Origin of the sequence: Saccharopolyspora sp. NPDC002686 (assembly GCF_040295745.1) — a bacterium.
In the GTDB taxonomy this organism is placed as follows: Bacteria; Actinomycetota; Actinomycetes; order Mycobacteriales; family Pseudonocardiaceae; genus Saccharopolyspora; species Saccharopolyspora oryzae.
In genome coordinates this window covers 1-20,119 of sequence record NZ_JBEOVY010000118.1, presented here as the reverse complement: position 1 = coordinate 20,119, position 20,119 = coordinate 1, and the positions used below count along the sequence as shown (strand labels likewise).

At 66.6% G+C, this 20,119-nt stretch carries 17 protein-coding genes and 1 pseudogene; 12 read left to right on the top strand and 6 right to left on the bottom strand.

Translation table 11 applies throughout. The features are described 5' to 3' along the window. The 4 genes from ABTZ89_RS17570 to ABTZ89_RS17555 all read left to right on the top strand — a co-directional run. On the top strand, window positions 1-781 hold a 781-nt coding region (locus ABTZ89_RS17570), incomplete at its 5' end, for a PLP-dependent aminotransferase family protein (protein ID WP_351045741.1). Between the two features lie 309 nt (window positions 782-1,090). After that, window positions 1,091-2,404 carry an NAD(P)/FAD-dependent oxidoreductase gene (locus ABTZ89_RS17565; protein WP_351045738.1) on the top strand — a complete coding sequence of 438 codons (1,314 nt, stop codon included), beginning with the start codon at window positions 1,091-1,093 and terminating at the stop codon, window positions 2,402-2,404. Window positions 2,405-2,479: 75 nt separating this feature from the next. Next, window positions 2,480-3,370 (top strand): MBL fold metallo-hydrolase, encoded by an 891-nt coding sequence (locus tag ABTZ89_RS17560; protein WP_351045735.1) that lies wholly within the window; start codon window positions 2,480-2,482, stop codon window positions 3,368-3,370. Between the two features lie 46 nt (window positions 3,371-3,416). Then, window positions 3,417-4,709 carry a flavin monoamine oxidase family protein gene (locus ABTZ89_RS17555; RefSeq protein WP_351045732.1) on the top strand — a complete coding sequence of 431 codons (1,293 nt, stop codon included), beginning with the start codon at window positions 3,417-3,419 and terminating at the stop codon, window positions 4,707-4,709. 38 nt (window positions 4,710-4,747) lie between these two features. Here the strand turns inward: ABTZ89_RS17555 and ABTZ89_RS17550 are convergent, their stop codons facing one another. Continuing rightward, the gene (locus ABTZ89_RS17550) at window positions 4,748-5,398 is read right to left on the bottom strand and encodes a TetR/AcrR family transcriptional regulator (protein WP_270951714.1); all 651 of its coding nucleotides are present in this window, start codon (window positions 5,396-5,398) and stop codon (window positions 4,748-4,750) included. Between the two features lie 102 nt (window positions 5,399-5,500). Here ABTZ89_RS17550 and ABTZ89_RS17545 point away from each other — a divergent pair, with 102 nt between their 5' ends. The 6 genes from ABTZ89_RS17545 (at window position 5,501) to ABTZ89_RS17520 (ending at window position 10,956) form a co-directional block, all read left to right on the top strand. Beyond that, the gene (locus ABTZ89_RS17545; RefSeq protein WP_270951715.1) at window positions 5,501-6,331 is read left to right on the top strand and encodes a phytanoyl-CoA dioxygenase family protein; all 831 of its coding nucleotides are present in this window, start codon (window positions 5,501-5,503) and stop codon (window positions 6,329-6,331) included. Window positions 6,332-6,358: 27 nt separating this feature from the next. Further along, window positions 6,359-6,763, top strand: a complete 405-nt coding sequence (locus tag ABTZ89_RS17540) for a RidA family protein (RefSeq protein ID WP_270951716.1) — start codon at window positions 6,359-6,361, stop codon at window positions 6,761-6,763. 76 nt (window positions 6,764-6,839) lie between these two features. Further along, window positions 6,840-8,444 carry an MFS transporter gene (locus tag ABTZ89_RS17535; RefSeq protein ID WP_351045727.1) on the top strand — a complete coding sequence of 535 codons (1,605 nt, stop codon included), beginning with the start codon at window positions 6,840-6,842 and terminating at the stop codon, window positions 8,442-8,444. A gap of 58 nt (window positions 8,445-8,502) precedes the next feature. Beyond that, window positions 8,503-9,069 carry a 2,4'-dihydroxyacetophenone dioxygenase family protein gene (locus tag ABTZ89_RS17530; protein WP_351045724.1) on the top strand — a complete coding sequence of 189 codons (567 nt, stop codon included), beginning with the start codon at window positions 8,503-8,505 and terminating at the stop codon, window positions 9,067-9,069. Further along, window positions 9,054-10,097 carry a zinc-binding dehydrogenase gene (locus ABTZ89_RS17525; protein ID WP_270951719.1) on the top strand — a complete coding sequence of 348 codons (1,044 nt, stop codon included), beginning with the start codon at window positions 9,054-9,056 and terminating at the stop codon, window positions 10,095-10,097. The genes ABTZ89_RS17530 and ABTZ89_RS17525 overlap by 16 nt, the downstream gene beginning before the upstream one ends. Window positions 10,098-10,110: 13 nt before the next feature. After that, window positions 10,111-10,956 carry an SDR family NAD(P)-dependent oxidoreductase gene (locus tag ABTZ89_RS17520; RefSeq protein ID WP_351045721.1) on the top strand — a complete coding sequence of 282 codons (846 nt, stop codon included), beginning with the start codon at window positions 10,111-10,113 and terminating at the stop codon, window positions 10,954-10,956. Window positions 10,957-11,031: 75 nt separating this feature from the next. Here ABTZ89_RS17520 and ABTZ89_RS17515 read toward each other — a convergent pair whose 3' ends face one another. Further along, window positions 11,032-12,390 carry a flavin monoamine oxidase family protein gene (locus tag ABTZ89_RS17515; protein WP_351045718.1) on the bottom strand — a complete coding sequence of 453 codons (1,359 nt, stop codon included), beginning with the start codon at window positions 12,388-12,390 and terminating at the stop codon, window positions 11,032-11,034. 202 nt (window positions 12,391-12,592) lie between these two features. Here ABTZ89_RS17515 and ABTZ89_RS17510 point away from each other — a divergent pair, with 202 nt between their 5' ends. Together ABTZ89_RS17510 and ABTZ89_RS17505 are read left to right on the top strand one after the other, a co-directional pair. Beyond that, entirely contained in the window at window positions 12,593-13,240 is a 648-nt protein-coding gene (locus tag ABTZ89_RS17510) for a TetR/AcrR family transcriptional regulator (protein ID WP_351045714.1), read from the top strand. Window positions 13,241-13,828: 588 nt separating this feature from the next. Further along, complete coding sequence (locus ABTZ89_RS17505; protein ID WP_351045711.1) at window positions 13,829-14,803, top strand: NAD(P)H-dependent flavin oxidoreductase; 975 nt, start codon at window positions 13,829-13,831, stop codon at window positions 14,801-14,803. Between the two features lie 250 nt (window positions 14,804-15,053). Here the strand turns inward: ABTZ89_RS17505 and ABTZ89_RS17500 are convergent, their stop codons facing one another. The 4 genes and pseudogenes from ABTZ89_RS17500 to ABTZ89_RS17485 all read right to left on the bottom strand — a co-directional run. Next, window positions 15,054-16,460: an MFS transporter gene (locus ABTZ89_RS17500; RefSeq protein ID WP_351045708.1), complete on the bottom strand. Its 1,407-nt coding sequence runs from the start codon at window positions 16,458-16,460 to the stop codon at window positions 15,054-15,056. Window positions 16,461-16,706: 246 nt separating this feature from the next. Next, window positions 16,707-18,197 carry a flavin monoamine oxidase family protein gene (locus ABTZ89_RS17495; RefSeq protein ID WP_351045705.1) on the bottom strand — a complete coding sequence of 497 codons (1,491 nt, stop codon included), beginning with the start codon at window positions 18,195-18,197 and terminating at the stop codon, window positions 16,707-16,709. A gap of 316 nt (window positions 18,198-18,513) precedes the next feature. After that, entirely contained in the window at window positions 18,514-19,860 is a 1,347-nt protein-coding gene (locus tag ABTZ89_RS17490; protein WP_351045702.1) for an NAD(P)/FAD-dependent oxidoreductase, read from the bottom strand. A 40-nt stretch (window positions 19,861-19,900) separates the two neighbouring features. Further along, window positions 19,901-20,119 (bottom strand): annotated as a pseudogene (locus ABTZ89_RS17485) (transporter); the annotation flags it as partial.

The following is a 20,119-nucleotide window of genomic DNA, read 5'->3' as shown; positions in this document are numbered from 1 at the left end:
CGTGATCGCCAACGACGACCCGGTGCGCGCGGAGCACGCCGAGGACGCCGTGCGCCGGACCGAGGCGAAGTGCCGCACCAACCACCCGGGCTTGGCTTCGACGAGGTGTACACGGGCTGGGGCAAGACGGGCACGCTCTTCCACTTCATGCGCTACCCCGGCCTGGTCCCGGACGTGGTCACCACCTCGAAGTCGTTCGGCGGGCGGGAAGTCATCGATTTCCGGCTACGTTGCGCGGGAACCCATCTTCCGCCGGGCGTACGGCAACGTCGTCGACGCGACCTTACACAGCACCACGTACTTCGGGTTCGGGGAGGAAACGGCCACCGCGCTGGAGGCCGTCTCGATCGCGGTGGAGGACGACTATCCGTCCCTGGCGCGAAAACTGGGTGAGCGACTGGAGGCCGGGCTGCGGGGCATCGCGGACAAGTACCCCAAGCTGATCCGGCGGACCGCTGGGGTAGGCGCGTTACACGGCGTGTTCCTGCACACCGGAGGCACCCTCGTGGACTCCGCGCTCAAATTGGTCCCCTCGAAGTTCGCGCAGGACCCGCAGGCGCGGTCGAAGATCCTGACCGCGGCGGTCATCGCCGCTCTGTACCGCGACCACGACATCCTCACCTTCTACGGGTCCAACCGCGAGATCGCGTTGATCGTCTCCCCGCCGCTGGTCGCCACAGAGGCCGAGGTCGAACCGTTCCTCACCGCGCTGGACGAGGTGCTGAGCCGAGGAGCGGTCAACCTGATCAGCGGTCTCGTGCGGGAGAAGGCGTCCGTGTGATCTCGAGGCATTTCCAGCTGATCAGCAAGCAGACCGTGCTCACCAGCGGGGTGCAGTTGCGCGGAGTTCCCGTGCACGATCGCCTCACCTCGGGAATTTACATCACGACCGTTGCGTAAAATCGTGGGGCTCGATACGGTGCCTCCATCATCTAGCGCTCACAGCGGGATCTCCTGACCAACGTGAACGACCTAGCGGTGACCGGCGGGCGGACTTCTGGCCGCGGTCGACGCAGCTGAGTTGTTAGCGCTCGGCTTCTGTGCCTGGACCGGGTCGCCGGCGGTGCTCCAACGGCAGAAGAGGTGTGATGTGGCCATCGATGGAATCACCTACTCGTCGTTCAGCGGTTGGATCGATCCCCCGGGCGAAGTCCTGCCGGCTTTCGAGGGTGAACTCGCCTGCGATGTCGCCGTCGTCGGTGGCGGCTACGCCGGCATGGCAGCAGCGCTGCGGCTGGCCGAACGAGGTGCCGACGTCGCCCTGTTCGAAGCCGGGTTCTGCGGGGTCGGGGCGAGCTCCCGCAACGCCGGCCATCTGTCCGGCGCGCCGCCAGGCGATCCCCGGCTCCTGGGAGCGCTGCAGCCCCATCGCCTTCGGGGCATCGTCCAGTTCTCGCAGGAAGCGGTCCGCTTCACCGAAGAACTCCTCCAGCGGCTCGCGATCGACAGCGACTACGAGCCAACCGGCAACGTGGAAGCCGCCGTCTCACGCGGCCAAATCCAGAAAGTGCGGCGAACCGCGCAGATCCTCCACAAGGCAGGATCGGAGGCTGAGTTCGGCAGCGGGCGCGATCTCGGCTTGCCGGGAACGTTCCTCGCAGGCCTCTTCGAACCGCTCGGAGGGCTGCTGAATCCCGGCAAGTTCGCGCTCGGGCTCCGCGAGGCATTACTCGAATCGGGGGCGAGAGTGTTCGAGCGCACCCCCGTTCGAACCGTGGAACCCACGAGCGCGGGAGTCGTCGTCAACGTGCCGGGCGGCCACGTCCGTGCCGAGCGGGTCGTGCTCGCCACCAACGCCTATTCCCGCGAACTCGCGGTTGCCCCGAAACGGCTGGCAAATCCCGTGTGGGTCCGCATGGTCGAGACTGATCCGATCGATTCCGCACGCTTGGAAGCGACCGGCTGGAGGAGTCGTTCCGGCATCGTCACCAAGCACAACATCATGGAGAGCTACCGCCTCACGCCGCGCGGCACGATCGTCTTCGGTGTTCGCCGCCTCTCGGCCGGGCGGGGCGCACTGGAGTCCCGCACACCGGACCCAGCCGCCGTCGCTGACCTGGCCCGCGGCTTTCGCACCCGATTCCCGTCGCTTCGTGACGTCGCGCTGGATCGGACGTGGGGCGGGTGGATCGCGATGACGTCGCCGTGGCTGCCCGTCGCTGGTGAAGCCACGAAGAACGTCTCCTATCTCATCGGTTGCAACGGCCACGGCCTTGCCCAAGCGCCTTACCTGGGCACGCTGCTCGCGGACCGACTCGCCGGCGACGAGCTCCATGACGATCTCGGCACCGTATGGCGCGTGCAGCCGCGGTTCGCTCCCTCGCTCTTCTGCAGCCCGCTGACCTTGCGCACCATGTGGGCGATCGACCGGCTGTCAGACCGGCTTCACAGCAGCAAGCGCTGAATACTCCTGTCCCCAAGGCTTTCCAAGTTCGACCACGTCCGGACCGAATCAACCGAGAACGTACAGGAGGGCCAGTTGGTCGCCACGGGATACACGGAGCAGAACTACGGCGAGGTCACCGTGCTCAGCGGCACCAATCGGGGTGCGTATCCGTTCGGCAATTCCCTGCTGGTGCGCGGCACCGACGCCACGCTCGTCATCGATCCGTCGCTGTCGCTCGTCGAAGCCGCGCCGCCAGCGGATCTGGTCCTCATCAGCCACGCGCACGAGGACCACGTCGCCGGGCTCGGGAACTACGACGTGCCGGTCCACGTTCATGACGCGGACCTGGCTGCGCTGCAGTCCCGCGAGGTGATGGTCGCCGGATTCGGCCTCCCGGCCGACGCTGTTGCGGATGCTGACAGGGCACTGCGGGACAAATTCCACGTGCAGGGCTGGCCGGATGCCCAGGGCTTCACCAACGGCACCGAGTTCGACCTGGGCGGGCGGACTGTGACCGTGGTGCATCTGCCCGGTCACACAGCTGGTCACAGCGGCTTCTTGATCGAGCCGGACGGCTTTCTGTTCGTGGCCGATATCGACCTGAGCTCGTTCGGCCCGTACTACGGCGACCTCAGCAGCAGTCTGGTGGACTTCGAGGCGTCGATGCGCCGGTGCCGGGACATCGAGGCTCGCTGGTACGGCACAGCGCACCAGAAGGGCGTGATCGACGGTTCCGCCGAGTTCCGCAGGCGGCTCGACGATTTCGCTGGCGTGGTGGAGAAACGGGACGCGACACTACTGGAGTTCCTCGGCGAACCACGCAACATCGACGACATCGCCGAGCACCGTCTGGTCTACCGGCCGCACGTCGAAGGTGCGCACGTGACGCCGGTCGAGCGGCGGACAGCGAGCCAGCACCTGGATCGCTTGATCGGCAAGAGCCTGGTCGCGGAAGTCGAGCCAGGGCGATACCGCGCGACGTAGTCGCACTGCACCATCATCTGTCATTCGTGGAGGGAGTCCGCGCACTATGCATGACGTTGCGGTGATCGGTGCCGGTTTTGCCGGCGTGACCGCGGCCCGGGATCTCAGCCTTGCGGGCCATTCGGTGATCCATCTCGAAGCGCGCGACCGGATCGGCGGCCGGACTTACTCCGGCGAAGCCTTCGGCCGCTCGGTGGAGTTCGGCGGCGCGTACGCGCACTGGACCCAGCCGAATGTCTGGCACGAACTCGAACGTTACGAAATCAGCCTGTCCACGCCGCTGGCGGTCGAGAAGATCTACTGGCTCGCCGACGACGACGTGCACTCCGGGACGCCCGCCGAATACACCGCATTCGGCGGCCCGCTTGTCGCTCGATTCGTGGGTGACGCGCGGGAGTGGTTCCCGCGGCCGTTCGAGCCCGGCGCCGCCGAAACCAGTGCGATCGAGAAGGAAACGGTCGCGGACCGAATCGACTCCCTGCATCTGTCCACATGGGACCGGGATGTGCTCGACGGTGTGCTGTCATCACTGGTCTGCTCGTACGGCGAGCAAGGAATGGCGCAGTTCCTCCTCTGGGTCGCGACCAGCTTCGGCGGCTGGCACGCCTTCATCGAAACAGCTGGTCACTGGCCGATCGAGGGCGGGACCCGACGTCTGCTCGAAGCGATCGCGGGCGACTCGAAGGCCCAACTCCGCCTGTCCACACCGGTTGCAGCCATTGAGGACAACGGCCCCGGGGTCGTCGCGACCACCCGCGGCGGCGAGCGCATCCCGGCACGACGCGCCGTCATCGCCCTCCCGATCAACACCCTGAGCGACGTGGTCATCACGCCCCCGGTCGCGCAGTCGGTGCGCGAGATGATCGACCAACGGCACCCGATGAGGACGAGCAAGATCTGGGTGCGGGCCAAGGGCGAGATCGAACCCTTCGTGGCCAACGCTCCGGTTGGCAAGCACCCCATCAACACAGCCAAGACGGAGTACCGCCACGATGGTGACACGCTCATCGTGTGCTTCTGCTCCGACGCCTCAGCCATCAACGCTGAGGACCGTGAAGCGGTGCAGCAGGCCCTGCGGACCTTCGTGCCCGGCATCGAAGTGGTCGACACCGCCGCTCACGACTGGGTCGCCGACGAGTTCTCCCAAGGCACCTGGGTTCATCACCGACCTGGAAACCTGACCCGGGCGGTGCCGCTGATGCGCGAGCCCCACGGGCGCATCCATTTCGCCGGCGGCGACATCGCGGCGGTCGGTGTGGGCGGCATCGACGGCGCCATTGCTAGCGGCGCCAGGGCGGCCCGGGACATCGCTCGCGCCCTGGCCGACCACGGCGGCTGAGCACATCCGCACCGCCCCCGGGACGACGAGTTCACCGGTTACGAGCCTGACGTGCCCGGGATAGGCGCGATCAAGGTGAGCACGGCATCGATGAGCGCCTCGACCCGGCTCGGATCGAACCGCTCGGGCTCGAAGGGGAACATCATCATCCAGCCATCGCCCATGGCGGCGAGCTGGTCGGCGAGCAGGTCGGCGGGTATGTCGTCGCGGATGGTGCCCTGCGCCTGCCCGGCCTCGAGAATCTTGGTGTGCAGGCGGTGATAACGCGCGTAGCGCTGCTCGATGATGGATGCCAGAGCCGGTTCGTACCGCGCATGGGTGAGGAGTTGGGACATCACCGGCCAGTACTCGGGATCGCCGGTGGTCATCGCCAGCCACTGCTCATAGAGCAGCTTGATGTCGGCCTTGGCCCGGGCCGGCTCGAGCATCGCGTCGTAGCGGTCGAACCGGCTTTCGGCCAATGCGGTGACCAGCTCCTCCTTGTTCGCGAAGTAGTAGGTCACCGCCCCGGTCGTATATCCGGCACGTTCGGCCACCTTGCGCAGTGATGCCTTGGCGTAGCCGTCCTCCGCGATGACCGAGGCCGCCGCCTTCAGGATCTCTGCCCGCTTCGCGGCGTGGTCCCCGGCAGGGCGACCGCGTTGCGCGACCGGTTCGCCACCCGGCGGTGAGGCGTTCGTCTTAGGCACTCCATCGATTCTGCCACAGATTTTTCATAACGCTCGTTGTGTAAAAGCGTCGGATCTTCTACCGTGTTCCCCATCACACCGGATGTGAGAAAGGAAGAACCCATGGACGAGTCAGTGCGGGAAGCCTTCCGGAACGACGGCGCCGTCCTCATGAAGGACTGCCTCGACGAAGCGCAGCTGGCGCGGTGCCGCGAAGCGTTCGACTGGGCCGTCGCCAATCCCGGGCCGTACGTGTTCCAAGGGCTCGACGGGACCAAGCTGCAGACCCACATCGACAATGCCAACCCGCTCGCCAAAGACCGCCTGGACGACCTGGTTGCGTCGCTGCCGCTGGGCCGGATGTTCGCCGAACTGTGGGGCTCGGAGCACGTCTGGTACTTCGCCGAGGAAGTGTTCCTCAAAGCGGGCGGGAAAAGCGGTCGCGGTCCCTGGCACCAGGACACCGCGAACCTGCCGTGGGCCGGCCAGCACTGGGGCAACGCGTGGATCTCCTTCCAGCACATCCCCAAGCAGAACTCGCTGGAAATCGTCCGCGCCTCCCATCGCGGAATCCAGTACGACGGGGCCAGTTTCGCCGACCCCGACGATCCCACCGATCCGCTCTACGGTGACGGCACCCTGCCCCGCCTGCCGAACATCGACGCCGAGCGGGCTGTCGACCCCGACGCCTACGACGTGATCTCGTGGGAGGTCGATCCCGGTGACGTCGTTGTGCTCCATCCCCGTTCGCTGCACGGCGGCGCCGGCGTCGACGCCGGCTGCCCGGACCGCCACACCCTGGTGTTGCGCTTCTTCGGCGACGACGCCACGTTCCGGCCCCTTCCCGAATCGAACCCGCGCTACGCACGCAACGGCGTCCTGTTCGCCGAGGAGATGGCGAAGCTGAACCCCGGAGACCCGTTCCGCTCGCCCGTTTTCCGCCAGGTCGTCTGACCGGATCTCGCGAGGAGCATCGACGCGATGAAGCGCGAATCGATCAACCCACCCGGCACCCGGTCCACTTACGACTCGCTGCACTTCTCACAGGCGACCCGTGTCGGCGACCTGATCTGGGTGTCGGGCCAGGTCGGCATCGACGCCTCCACGAAAGCTGCCGCCGACGGCATGGAAGCACAGGCCCGGCTCGCGTTCGAAGGCGTGAAAGCCGCCCTCGAAGCCGCTGGCGCGAACCTGGCCGACATCGTCGAACTGACGACGTTCCACACCGATCTCCGCGGTGACATCGAAGAATTCATCGAGGTCAAGGACGAGTACATCCCCGACCGGTACCCATCGTGGACCGCGGTCGGAGTGACCCAGCTGGCCCGCCCTGAACTGCTGGTCGAGATCCGCGTCGTCGCCGTGGCCGGCAGCGGCAACAGCTGACCCGGATACGACACGCGAACGCGACATCCCGGCTGGGAGCATCCACGCAGCAGCTCCCCCTCACCGATGAATCAGCTTGCCCACGACCGCAGACGGGGCTGGCCTCGATCACCTTCCGGAATGGTGGCCATTCGAGGTCGACGTGACGGCGATAGCTGCATTTGATCTGCCGAAATCGGGTCTTTCTCGTCCACGCGTGCGATCGAGCTGTCGCATGAAAGGAAAAAGAATGACTCATCCAGAATCGGACAAGGCTTCCCGAAGATCGAAGTCCGCGGACTTGACGTCCAGGCTCGACCGCTTGCCGGCAATGGCCCCGCACGTCATCTGGATTTCGATCCTGGCCGCCAACCTGGCACTCGAATTCTACGACAACGCGCTCTTCGCCTACATCACACCCGCGATCCAGGAGCACGCCGGCCTCACGCTGGCCCAGATCGGTGCGGTCACCACCGCTTTCTTCGTCGGGATGATCGTCGGCGGCCTCGTCGGTGGCCGGATCGCCGACAGGTTCGGCAGGCGGTCGGTCATCGCGTGGTCGACCGCCCTTTACTCCCTCGGCGCACTGGCGACCGCACTCTCAGCGAACTTCGAGGTGATGGTCCTCGCCCGGGTCGTCACCGGGATCGGAGCGGCAGCGGCGACGTCGGTTCTGCTGGTCTACGTCGCCGAGATGTTCCCGAGCAAAACTCGTGGCCGGTTCGTGTCGATCCTGAACTTCGGGTTCGTGGTCATCGCCCCGGTGATCGCCCTGCTGGTGCTGCTCGCGATCCCCCACGGCGGGCCGGATACCTGGCGGCACCTGTTCCTCATCGGCAGCTGTGCATTGGTGATCGCTCCTCTGGTTCGTTTCGCCATGCCGGAATCGGTGCGCTGGCACCTCTCTCGCGGACAGCTCGATGCGGCGGAGAAGATCGTCGAAAAGCTCGAGGCTCGCGCGCTCCGTCGCGGACCGCTGCCCGAACCTTCAGTCATCGCCGGAGAAACAAGACGGCCGTCGCTGCGCGAGGTCTTCGGGAACAAGCGGATGATCGGCATTCTCCTCGTCGTGTCCGTGGGCTTCTTCGGCTCGACCCTGGGCTACTACCTGTTCCAGAACTGGGCCCTCTACTCACTCGTCTACGGCCTCAACTATCCCGAAACCGATGCGTACTGGATCCAGCTCGTCTGGAACGTCGTCTACTGCGTAACGCCATTCATCGCTCTGCTCTTCATGGACCGGATCGAGCGGAAGACCGTCATCTTCGCCACGTCGGTCATCACCGCCGTACCGCTGGTCCTGCTCGGTGTCTCCCCGTCCAGCTGGGTCGTCATCGCGTCGGGCGGAGCCGCCGCCATCGTGACCGGGCTCGTCGTCATCGCCTTCTACACCTACATCCCGGAAACGATGCCCACCGAAGTCCGCGGCCTGGGCAGCGGGATCGTCCTCAGCGTCGGACGGGTCGGCGGTGCGGCCTCCGGCTTCTTGGGTGCGGCGTTCTTCGCCAGCTGGGGCATGGGCGGCGTGATGGTCGCTGCGGCGGTCGCCTACGTCGTGTCCTCGGTCCTGGTCGTCCTGTTCGGTCCCCGGACCGCGAAGCGTCCGCTGGAAGGCGTCGCCGCCGAAGAGCTCGGCACCGCGACATACCCCAGAACCGCGGCAGCGGCCGGGAAAGCACCGATGCGGGAGACGAACGAGTAGGGGGCGTGGGAGCCGAATCCAACGCTGTATCCACGAAGGCAGACAAGGGAGAACCACTGTGTCCGATGCGCTGAAACCCGCTGCAGCAGCGACGAATTCCGGCGCCGAACTGCCCCTGTTCGCGCTGCCGCAGACGGAGCTGCTCACCCTCGACGTCAACGAAGTCCCCCTGGTGGACACCGAGCCCGGCACCAAGCTCCAGCTGCTCCGCCTGGATCTGGAAGCCGGCCGGTGGGTGGTCATGTTCCACATGGAGCCGGGCACCTCGGTGCCGATCCACTACCACACCGGCACGGCGGAGGTATTCACGCTGAAAGGCCGGTGGTACTACCAGGAATACCCGGATCAGCCGCAAACGACGGGCTCCTACCTCTTCGAGCCCGGCGGTTCCGTCCACACGCTGCACGCGCCGGCAGACAACACCGAGGACACGGTGATGCTGGTCATGGTCACTGGGGCCAACGTGAACTTCACCGAGGACGGCCAGTTCCACTCGATCATCGACGCGGTCAGCATCAAGCACTGGCTTACCGGCTTCGCCAAGGAACAGGGTGTGAAGCTGCGCTACATCAGCACCGGTGCGGCCGGCTATGTGGAGACGGAGGGCGCATGCGCGCCGTCGTGATGCAGGGTCGGCGGCTGCACCTCGCCGAGCTGCCGGACCCGGTGCCAGGCGATGGAGAGGTTCTGGTCGAGGTTCTCGCTTGCGGTATCTGCGGTTCGGACCTGCATTGTGCGCAGTACGGTGCGGAATTCAATGACTCGATACGCGCCGCCCACGGCACGGATGTCCTCGATCTCGACCGGCCGATCGTCTTCGGCCACGAGTTCGTCGGGCGAGTCCTCGCCCACGGTCCCGGCACCACCGGCCGGGTCCCGATCGGCCGACGGGTCGTCTCGGTGCCGTCACTCTCCCGCCCGGACCAGCCTTTCCTCGGCTTCAGCGGCCCCGAGACCCCAGGCGGATACGCCGAGCGGATGGTGCTCTCCGAAGCGCTGCTGCTGGAAGTCCCCGACCACGTCCCCACCGACCAGGCCGCGCTCACCGAACCACTCGCCGTCGCCTACCACGCAGTGGTCCGCGCCGACCTCGGCCCGGACGACGTTCCGCTGGTCATCGGGTGCGGGCCAGTCGGTCTTGCGCTCATCGCGGTGCTTCGCACGCGGGGCGCTGGCCCGGTCGTCGCCGCCGATTTCTCCGCCGAGCGGCGACGTCTCGCCGAGTCCTTGGGAGCCGACCTGGTCGTCGACCCGGCACGGAGCTCCCCCTATGTGGAGTGGGCGACGATCGCGACATCCTCCGGCACAGAGCCGATGCCGACCGTGGCCTTCGAGTGCGTCGGAGCACCGGGAGTGATCCAGCAGATCATCCTCGGTGCCCCGCCCGGGAGCAAGATCGTCGTGGCCGGTCTGTGCATGACCTCCGACGGCTTCGAGCCCGCACAAGCGGTGCTCAAAGAGCTCGACCTGCGCTTCGCGTTCCTGTACACGCCGGACGAGTTCGCCCGCACCTTCGAGCACCTGGTCGACGGCGACTTCTCGATCACGCCGCTGGTCACCCGCACCATCAAGCTCGACGAGGTGCCCGAGGCGTTCGACGGCCTGTCGAACTCCCCGCAGGACGCGAAGGTCCTGATCGATCCGCGCCGCTAAGCCCACCCGCGCCGTGCCGCCGGGTTCGGAAGGCACGGCCGCCCCTCTCCTCGGAAAGAGCCCGATTCACACCTCAAAGGAAGAAACCGTGAACCCTTCCACTGACTACGCCACCGAGTTCGCCGGTCGAACCGCCCTGATCACGGGCGCCGCCTCCGGCATCGGCCTTGCCGTGGCCCGCCGTCTGGCCGCCGGCGGCGCCACCTTGGCCATTGCCGACATCAACGACACTGGCGCTCAGGAGATCGCCGACGAACTCCGCACGAAAGGCACTAAGGCCATCGCTATCCGCGTCGACGTCACCGACCCGGCATCGGTGGAGGCGGCCGTCCAGTCCGCTGTGGACCAGCACGGCGCTCTGCACCTGGCCGTCAACAACGCCGGCATCATCGGCGCCGTCACCTCGACCGCCGAGTACCCGCAAGACCAGTGGAGTCGCGTCATCTCCACCAACCTGGACGGCGTCTTCTACTCGCTGCAGTACGAACTGCCCGCCATCCTCGCTGCCGGCGGCGGTGCCATCGTCAACCTGGGCTCGGTCTGCGCCGTGAACGGTTTCCCGGGCGTCGCCGGCTACGCAGCCGCCAAGCACGGCGTCATCGGCCTGACCAAGACCGCCGCTCTCGAATATGCGCCCAGCGGAGTGCGGATCAACGCGATCGTGCCCGGCTTCATCGATACTCCCTTGCTGGCCGACGTCACCGACGAGGAACGCGCATACCTGATCGGCCTGCACCCTGCTGGACGCCTCGGCACCGCAGACGAAGTCGCGGAGATGGCGGCATTCCTGCTGTCCGAACGCGCATCCTTCGTCAACGGCAGTTCGCATTTCGTGGACGGCGCATACTCGGCCAGATGACCGCTCGAGTACAGCCTCAGCGGTTCCTGATGACACCCGGTCAGAAGCCCGACGGTCATGACCCAGCCTTCGGTATCAGGGCCTCAGACTCGCGAGAACTGCTTTTGCCGCGTTCTCGCCCGACGTCGCCGCGTCAGCGAGCGAAGGCATGTCGAGCTGGTAATCGCCTGCCAGGTGGATCGGCCCGAGAGGGTTCCGCAGCGTCGGCAACGATTCACGCCGACCGGGGGCCCAGAACGGCACCACGCGGTGGTGCCGTCGCACGATCCCTTCCCCGAGTTTGCCTTCGAGCTGGGGGTAGACCGAGATCAAGTCACTCGTGAACCGAGCTGCGATCTCTGCGTCGGAGAGCTCGAACAACTCGTCGGCCGCAGCGCCACCAGCGAAGCACGCCAGTGCGCCGCCGGGCTTCCGCGGGCCGTCCTCGCGGATGGCGGCTGCATGGTTGAACATCGCTTGGAACGACAGCTGGGGTGTGGACACGCCGAAGAACTTGTCCCAAGGTTGCGGGCCTTGCTCCTCGGTGAAGAAGCCGACGATCACGTACCGGCCGTAGCGGATGTCTTCGAACGCGTTGCGGTAGGTCTGCGGGAGGTCCGGCAGGATCTGCAACGCGATGTCGCTGGGAACCGCGACGACGGCTCGCTTCGCGCGAACCCGCGCGGGGCTGCCGGCCGCGTCGACGTAGTTCACCACGACCCCGCCTTCGCACTGTTCCACGGACCGGACTTTCGACTTGAGCCGGAGGCGTTCGCCGAGATCGGCGGCGAGGATGTCGGTCAGCGTCTGATTGCCCCCGACCGGCAGGGTGAAGTTCGGGACCTTCGCGGGATCGGTCAGGGCGAGTCCGATCGACGTCACGAGCTGGGTCGCAGCCGTCTCTCCCGGCTCGCATCCCATCCACTGGCCCGACCACGATCGGACCACGGCTTCGGTCAACTCGGAACGAACGCCCCGCAGCAGGTCCGATGCCAGGCGCCGGTCGAGCTTGGCACGCACCTTCTTCGCGAGGCCGCTGTTCGATTCCAGGAACGGAGCCGCGGACAAGATGCGGGCGGTGACCAGCGCCATGCCGACCCGGTCCATGACGCTCATCCGCGTGCGGAACATGAGCGCGAACAGGTCGGACATGTCGACCAATCCCCCGTTGAGGACCAGTGCCGCGCTCTTGCCCGCCAACGACCCCATCTCGATGCCGTGGTGGTCGAGGGCGTCGATCAAGGGCCCGGTCCCCTCGGTGAACTGCGTCCCGACGTTGATCCAGTAGTCGCCCTTCCGGACCGTCTCGACGCGTCCTCCTGGCCGGTCGGCCGCCTCGAGCACGACGACGTCCGCATTGCCGGCGAGGGTTGTGGCGGCCATCAGTCCAGCCATGCCCGCGCCGATCACGGCGACCTCGCAGATCTCCTCGTGAACGTGTTCCGATGTCGTCATCCGCACCCAACTCCTGCGCCAGCAGATCGAGCAATATCGATTTCGATTCGAGATCGAGATTAGCGCATTCCCTCCTCCGCGCCAGCCGGAGGCCCGCTGAGGCGATCTCCCGGGCTTGCCCGCATGCGCACATCCGCAGCGACACCGTCACAGGCCGAGCTAGTCGCGCTCGGACAGGGAAGTCGGCCTAGAATCTCGAATCGTGTTCGACAATCAGCACACCCCGCAGGCGCCTGCACGCCCAACCGCTGTGCTGCAGCGCCGCGGCGCGGAGCGCGTGCAAGCGATCCTCGATGCTGCCGAGGCGCTGCTCGGAGAGCAGGGCTACGGGGCCGCCACCCTCAAGGCGATCGGCGAGCGAGCCGGCATCCCGACCGCTTCGGTCTACCACTACTTCGCCGACCGGCATCAGGTCGATGCAGAGCTCCTGCAGCGCCACGTGCGGCAGCTCGACGAATGCCTCACCGAGGCGGTGAACGAGACGACGCTGCGCACGTTGCGCGACGGCGTCGACGCCGTCGTCAGCCCGATGTTGGACTACTTCCGTCAACACCCGAGCTGCGCCGAGCTGTGGTTCTCCGCCCGCCACGAGAAGCTGGCAGAGATCGTCCAGGCGTTCGACGAGTCGAAAGCGGAACAGTTCTGGAACCTGCTCGTCGAACACGAGCTGCTCGACCCCGAAACACCGCAGCTCGCCCTGAAACTCGCCTTCGAAGCCGGTGGGCGACTCTTCGACGTCGCGTTCCAGCACTCCCCGACCGGCGACGACTCGACGATCGAGGAAGCACGTCGCCTGGTCACCGCCTACCTCGAGACCTACGCGCCGCAGGCAGAGGAATCGGACGGCTGACAACACGCTGCCGCGCGCCTTCGACCCGAACAAGGTCACGAGGTCGCGCATGACCGCGGCACGGCGCGCATCGGGGTCGTCGAGCGTCGTGTCGTGCCAGGTGAGCTCGGCACCGGAGCCGACGGTGGCCATGAAGGTCAGCAGGATTCACGTACTGCCCTCGGGCGGCGAGTTGTCGACCACACGTAGGGCGTGGTCGGCAGGTCGGTGATGGCTTGCCCGTTCAACCCCTCGTCGCACCAGAAAGGCGTGTCGTAGACCGCGAACAACTTGCTCTCGGTGCCGTTGTGCCATCTGCGTTGGAGGACGGCACGACGGACCGGAGGTCCGGGGTGAAGTGGATTAGCGCGGCATCCGCAGGCGAATGGCCACGATCACCCGCCCACAGCGGACCAGGGCCCGCGCCGACTTCACGAGAACTTCCCACTCCCCCTGCGAGATCTCCGAAACCGGCTAGCCCTCCCGCGCAAGCCCCGAGGCGGCGTCCGAGCCTTGACAGCGCGAAGTCGGACGACAAAACTCAAACTCGATTCGATTTCTACATCGTGATTCCGCGGTGCACGCACCAACCGCAGGGAGGCCCAACTCGTGATCTCGACGCGCTTCACCGACCTGTTCGGTGTGGAACATCCGATCGTCTGCGGCGGCCTCACCGGTGTCGGCACCGCCGAACTGATCTCGGGAGTGGCCGAAGCCGGTGCACTCGGCTTCCTCACCGCGCTCACACAGCCGACGCCGGAGGCACTGGCGCGGGAGATCGCGCGGTGCCGGGAGATGACGGACCGGCCGTTCGGCGTCAACCTCACCATTCTCCCCACGCTTGCACCGGTGCCCTACGAGGAATACCGATCGGCCATCATCGAAAGCGGCATCCAAATCGTCGAAACCGCGGGCAGCAACCCGGCAGAGCACGTGGCCGCGTTCAAGGACGCCGGTGTCAAGGTCATCCACAAAGCGGTTGCCGTGCGGCACGCCCTCAAGGCGCAGGCTCTGGGCGTCGACGCGGTCAGCATCGACGGCTTCGAATGCGCCGGCCACCCCGGCAACGACGACATCCCCGGCCTGATCCTCATCCCGGCAGCCGCTCGGAAGCTGGACATCCCGATCATCGCCAGCGGAGGCTTCGCGACCGGCGATGGATTGGCCGCGGCCCTCGCCCTCGGCGCATGCGCCATCAACATGGGAACCCGGTTCGTCGCCAGCGCCGAGGCCCCGGTGCACCAGAACGTCAAGAACCAGATCGTCGCCAACGACGAACGAGCCACCCAGCTGGTCTTCCGCGAGTTCGACAACACCGCGCGAGTGGCCCGCAACTCGATCTCCGAAGAGATAGTCACCCGATCACAACGGCCTGGAGCCGTCTTCGACGACGTCGCCGAACTCGCCTCGGGCAACCGGGGCCGAACGCGCGTGCTCGAACAAGGGCACGTGGAGGACGGCTTGTGGTGGGCAGGTCAAGCACAGGGCCTCATCGAGTCCGTCGAAACCTGCCACGACATCGTCCACGGAATCGTCACCGACGCGGAGAAGACCATCGACCGACTCACCCACCTGCGCGGATGAGTTCCCCGCATCCGACCGGACCTGGAGCACGCGGCAATGACACGCACCACTCGACCACCGGCTCGACGACGGCATCCTCACCGTCACTCTCAACCGGCCGAACCCGGTTCTCTCAGTTCGATTCCGTCGCGCGTGAGCAGGGAGTCGAGCCCGAGGTAGTCCTCGGCCAACTCCACTCGCGGCGGGTTCGCCGTCATCATGTCGTTCTCCTCGCCTGGCTGGGACCGGCGGTGAGGCTGTTCAGCACCGCCTACCTGCTGGAGACGGACGCGTCAGGGCGGGGCGTGATCCTGGTGGTGGTCCTGGTTGTCGAACGATTTCTGCGCTGGCGAAATCGCGAGATGAGCGTGACGAGCAAGACCAGCAGGGAGAATCCGAGGGTGATCACGTAGCCGACTGTGAAGAGGTACTCCTCCGGCACATCAGTACCGGGGACGGTGGCAACGGTGAGTAGCCCGGTGACCAGTGCCGCGCCGAAAGCGATTCCGATGGCCATGAGGGTGCCCACCATTCCCGCGGCCATTCCCGCCTTGTGCTCCGGGACGACCATCTGCGGGGCCGCGAAGCTGCCGCTGTAGCCCACGCGACTACCCGCACCCACGAGAGCGGCACCAACGAGATAATGCCACCACTCCTGGTGGGCGACCGCGAGCCAACCGAGGCCGGCCGCGCAGACTGTGGCGCCGACGACGAGGACGGCGCCCTTGCGCCCCTTCGCGACGGCCCTTTCGGCGGCCTTGCCGCCGACGAACATCATCAGTGCGAACGGCAGCATGAGCAGCCCGGTGCCCAGAGCGTCAACACCCAATCCGTATCCGGCCGCAGTGGGCGTCTGGGTGTAGTAGGACACCAGCAGCAGGAACCCGGCGTCCACGCAGCCGAACATCGCAGCGGCGAAGCACGCCGGTTTGACGAACGGCTCCTTCAGCACCTTGACGTCGAACACCGCCGACGAGGACCGTCGTTGCACCAGAGCCCACGCCACGCCGCCGACGATACCGGCGAGCAGGAGCACGAGCGCCGCGTCGCCCCACAGGAGGCCCTGGGTCAATGCGAGCAGGATGAGGGTGAGCCACGCGAGCATCCACACCGTTCCGGGAATACCGATCTTTCCCGACGACTCCGGCTTGGACGAGGGAATGACGACGACCAGGGCCACCGTGGTCGCCACCACGGCCGCGGCCAGGACGAAGAAGAAGCTCTGCAGCGACAAGAACTTGACCGTCAGTCCGCCGCCGACCATCCCGGCGACGGTCCCAGAGCCGGTAGCCATGATCAGCACGCTGACGGCCGTGGAGATCGCATCACCGGGCAGGTGCCGGCGCAGGAAACCCAGCGGCAGCAGCTGGGCGGAGCTGCCGAACCCGAGGAGCGCGGACCCGATGAGCAGCGTGACGTAAGAGTTGCCCATGGCAGGCGCGAGCGCGCCGACCGTGAGGACAGTGCCGGAAAGCAGTGCAGTGGTGCGGTCGTTGAGCACGTCGGCGAGACGGGGAAGCAGGACGAAGCCTGCGCCACCGCCCAACGTCGCGGCGGTGAAGATCCAGGCCGATGCCGAGACGTCGAGCCCGAACTGCGCCTGCATCAGAGGAAGCAGGGGCGGGAACATGAAGGAAACCGCATTGGTAACGGTGGCGAGTACGGCCGCGACACCCATGAGCGCACCACGCGAAGGGCCAACCCTCGATGGAGCCACGGGTATCACCGATTTGGTCAATCTGGTCATGTTCATTTCCAATGGTCATTTCGCCATGCGCAGCGATGGGACGACTTCGACAGATGGCTCGAGAAGGCGCGCGGACTCTGCTCCGCGAGCGTGCCGCGAACGATCGCTTCAGATCCCGGATGGACGGTGACGACAATTGGTGAGCACGCTTCGCACTCTCCCGCCGCACACGAGTGGTCAGAGCAGTTGACTGACTTCCTTCGCGGCGCGCTCGCCGGCGCTCACCGCTGCGTCCATGTAACCCTCGTACATGATCCCCGTTTCCGTGCCGGCCCAGTGGATCCGGCCCACCGGCTCGCGCGCGGCGTTCCTGTACTGGGTGAGCGTGCCCGGCGCGCGCGTGCTCACACCCCCCTCGATCCAGGGCTCGTGAAGCCAGTCCTTCTCGACGCATCCGGTCGGCTGCGCCGCCTTCGGCCCGAACAGAGCGGCCAGGCCGTCGAGGAATGCAGCGCGGCGCGCACCGGGGTCGTCGAGGATCGCGTCACTCCACTTGAGACCCGGGCCGTAACCAGCGGTGCCGATGAACGTCAGGAGGATGCCGATGCTGCCATCGGGCGGCGAGTTGTCGACGACGTACGCTGCGCCAGGCAGGTCGGTCATCGCTTGCCCGCTGAACCCCTGGCTGCGCCAGAACGGCTCGTCGTAGATCGCGGCCAGCTTGTTCTCCGTGCCGTTGTGCCATTTTCGCTGCAGCATCGCGCGGCGGCCCGGCAGGCCCGGCGTGAAACGGATCCGTTCGGCGTCCGCCGGCGCCATGGCGACGATCACCCGCTTGCACTGCACCTGGGCGCGCGCTGACTTCACCAGGACGCCCTGGCTTCCCTGGCTGATCTCGGTTACCGGGGAGCCGGCGATGACCCGATTTCCGAGCTGCTCCGCCATCCGCTGCGAGATCAGCTGCGAACCGCCGACGATGCGCGACTCCTGGGCACCCCCGGTGGCGTTCATCATGTGCTCGATCCCACCGGACGATCCGATCGCGTGGAGGGCCCGGAGGAAGGAGGTGTTGTGCGGGTCCTCCGCGAAGATGACGCTGAAACCCAATGTGAGCAGCCACTTCGCCTCCGCGCTGACGGAGTTCGCGTCGAGCCATGCCCCGAAGGTCGTGCTGTCCCACTCGAAGGCGTTCTGGGCATTCCACGGCGCCTCGGCCGGAACCGTCGACGCCATCTGCTCGAGCCGCGTCTGCAACTGCGCCCAATCCGCTAGTGCGTCCGGGCTCAGTGGAGGGATCGTCCCCTCGTAGGTCTGCCGGTTCCCGTTGCGCAGGTAGATCGACTTGCCCTCGACGTGGGTCTTGAACGTCTCGAGGCCGAGCTCATCGATCAGCGCGAGGACGCGGTCCTGGCCCGGACCGACCCACTGCCCGCCGCCCTCGGTGATCACGCCGTTGCCGGCGTCGAGGTTCTCCGTCCGGCCTCCGACCCGGTCGTTCGCCTCCAGCACCAGCACTGACCCAACGCCGGCCTGGACCAGGCGGCGCGCGGTGGTGAGGCCCGAAATCCCGGCCCCGACAACAACGACATCCGCGCTGGTGCTCATCGGCGCCGCCTGCGCCGCCGGGGTTCGTCCCAACGCGAGGCCCGCAGCGGCTAATCCGCCACCGGCCGCCAGCACTCCGCGGCGTGATACGCCGCCTTGTTCTCGATTTCCGTTCTCGCTCACGAATTCTCCTTCTCGCTTGTGCGAGCGCGGCGTCACCGCGCCCGGCACGGTCCGTGTCGCGGCCGGCACAGCAGCCAACAGCGAGATGATTTCGATCTCGAAGCGAGTTCGAGATCATGGATGCTGGGCAGGCACCGTCGGCCTCCCGGCCGCCCGCACAGCTGGCGGGATCAACGACCAGCCCGGACCGCCCCGACCCACAGGTCGACGAACGCAGCAACTCCCTTCGGCGACCAGCGATCCCCCGCGGGGACGGCGCCGGGCCCGACGAGCCGGGGTGAGTGCGACGGGGACGGGGCGATTCTCGATGCGGTTCTCAAACCGCTGTCATCGAACGCCTTCGAGCATTTCGCCGACTCCCGTTCACCAAGTCGTTGAAGCGGTCGACGGCCCAGATGGTGCGTAGCCCTAGCGGGCCCATCATCATCGGGCGAGGGAACTTGGGGGTCTTCTTCCACAAGACCTCGAGGTCTTCGTGCCGCTGGCCGTCGACGATCAGATCGGCCATGAGCGACCCGACGTACGGCGCCTGAGCCAGCCCGTGGCCATTGCACGCGATCGAGTAGAAGACGTCATCGCCGAGCTGACCGGCGAGCGGCAACCAGGTCGAGGTGATCGCGATCCACCCTCCCCACGCGCGATCGATGGACAGATCGGCCAGGGTCGGGAAGCGCATCGCGAAGGCTTCCGCGAGTTCCTCGACGAGCTCCGGGTCCGGCGTCTTTTCCGGAAGCGGATAGGTCGTGCCCCGTTCGAGCCTCCGGACACCGAAGACGATGGTGTTGCGCGAGGTCAGCCGGTAGTTCTCCATGATGTTGTGCTGAGTCACCAGCCCCGACCGGCTGGTCCACCCCAGCGCGGCCAGACGTCCGGGTTCGATCGGCTCGGTCTCCACCTCGATGACGTAGATGGGGACGGCGAGATGGCGGGGCGTGATGTCCCACTCGCCGGCGAAGGCGTTGGTCGCGAGCACCGCCTTGTCCGCGCGGACTTCACCGCGCGGGGTCGAGATGACGACCTGACCTCCCTGCCGGGTGACGTCGACGACCTTCGTCCGCTCGAAAACTCGAGCATCAGACGACAGCAGAACTCGGCGCAGGCCCAGGCTGAACTTGCCGGGGTTCAGCATCCCGCCGACCACCTCGCGCATTCCGCCGAGAAATCCGCGCGGGATGCCGAGTTCGTCGCTCGTGCCCAGCTCGACTTCCGTACCCGCCCTCCGCAGGATCTTGGCCACTCGGCGCACTCGACCCATCTGCCCGCGCGAGACCGCGGCGAAGCAGTTGCCGACCGGTTCGTAGTCGCAGTCGATGCCGAACCTTTTGATCACGTCTTCCACGTGATGCGCGGCGTTGTCGGTGAACCGTGACATGGCAGGCATCTTCTTGCGGAAGAGCAGGTCCAGCAGCTGTATGTCGCCACCTGGCGCACCGGCCAGCTGCCCCGCGTTGCGGGAGCTCGAGCCGTGACCGCAGAACTCGGCTTCCAGCAGCACTACGTCTTTGCCGCGCTCGGCCAACCGCAGCGCCGTCGACATGCCGTTGATTCCGCCGCCGATGACCGCGATCGCGCAGCTGCGGTCACCGGCCAAGGCGGGCCTGACATCGCCGGGAGGATCGACCCAACCGCTGAAGGAGGCGTACTCCACGTTGTTCGTCTTCATCTGACGTGCTCCTAGCGAATGCGTTGTCTGCGCCTTGATGTCACGACCGAGCAACGCTCTTTTCGTTCGACGCCCGCTCCAAACCCGTCGCCGCGTTGTGGTCGTGCAAAGCGCGGTAAGCGAAGTAGTACGCGAACATCTGGGTTCCCCAAACGGCCAGCGCTGCGATGTAGAAGAGCGTTCGGTGCGCGTCGTCGCCCGGAATCGGGAAGAAGTCGTACGTGATCGCGATAGCGGATGCCGCGGCGGTGACCAGCCC

Coding starts and splice junctions, on each gene's coding strand:
- ABTZ89_RS17555 (WP_351045732.1), top strand. CDS start 3,417: ATGCATGACGTTGCGGTGATCGGTGCCGGTTTTGCCGGCGTGACCGCG.
- ABTZ89_RS17540 (WP_270951716.1), top strand. CDS start 6,359: ATGAAGCGCGAATCGATCAACCCACCCGGCACCCGGTCCACTTACGAC.
- ABTZ89_RS17490 (WP_351045702.1), bottom strand. CDS start 19,860: ATGAAGACGAACAACGTGGAGTACGCCTCCTTCAGCGGTTGGGTCGAT.
- ABTZ89_RS17525 (WP_270951719.1), top strand. CDS start 9,054: ATGCGCGCCGTCGTGATGCAGGGTCGGCGGCTGCACCTCGCCGAGCTG.
- ABTZ89_RS17545 (WP_270951715.1), top strand. CDS start 5,501: ATGGACGAGTCAGTGCGGGAAGCCTTCCGGAACGACGGCGCCGTCCTC.
- ABTZ89_RS17515 (WP_351045718.1), bottom strand. CDS start 12,390: ATGACGACATCGGAACACGTTCACGAGGAGATCTGCGAGGTCGCCGTG.
- ABTZ89_RS17500 (WP_351045708.1), bottom strand. CDS start 16,460: ATGGGTGTCGCGGCCGTACTCGCCACCGTTACCAATGCGGTTTCCTTC.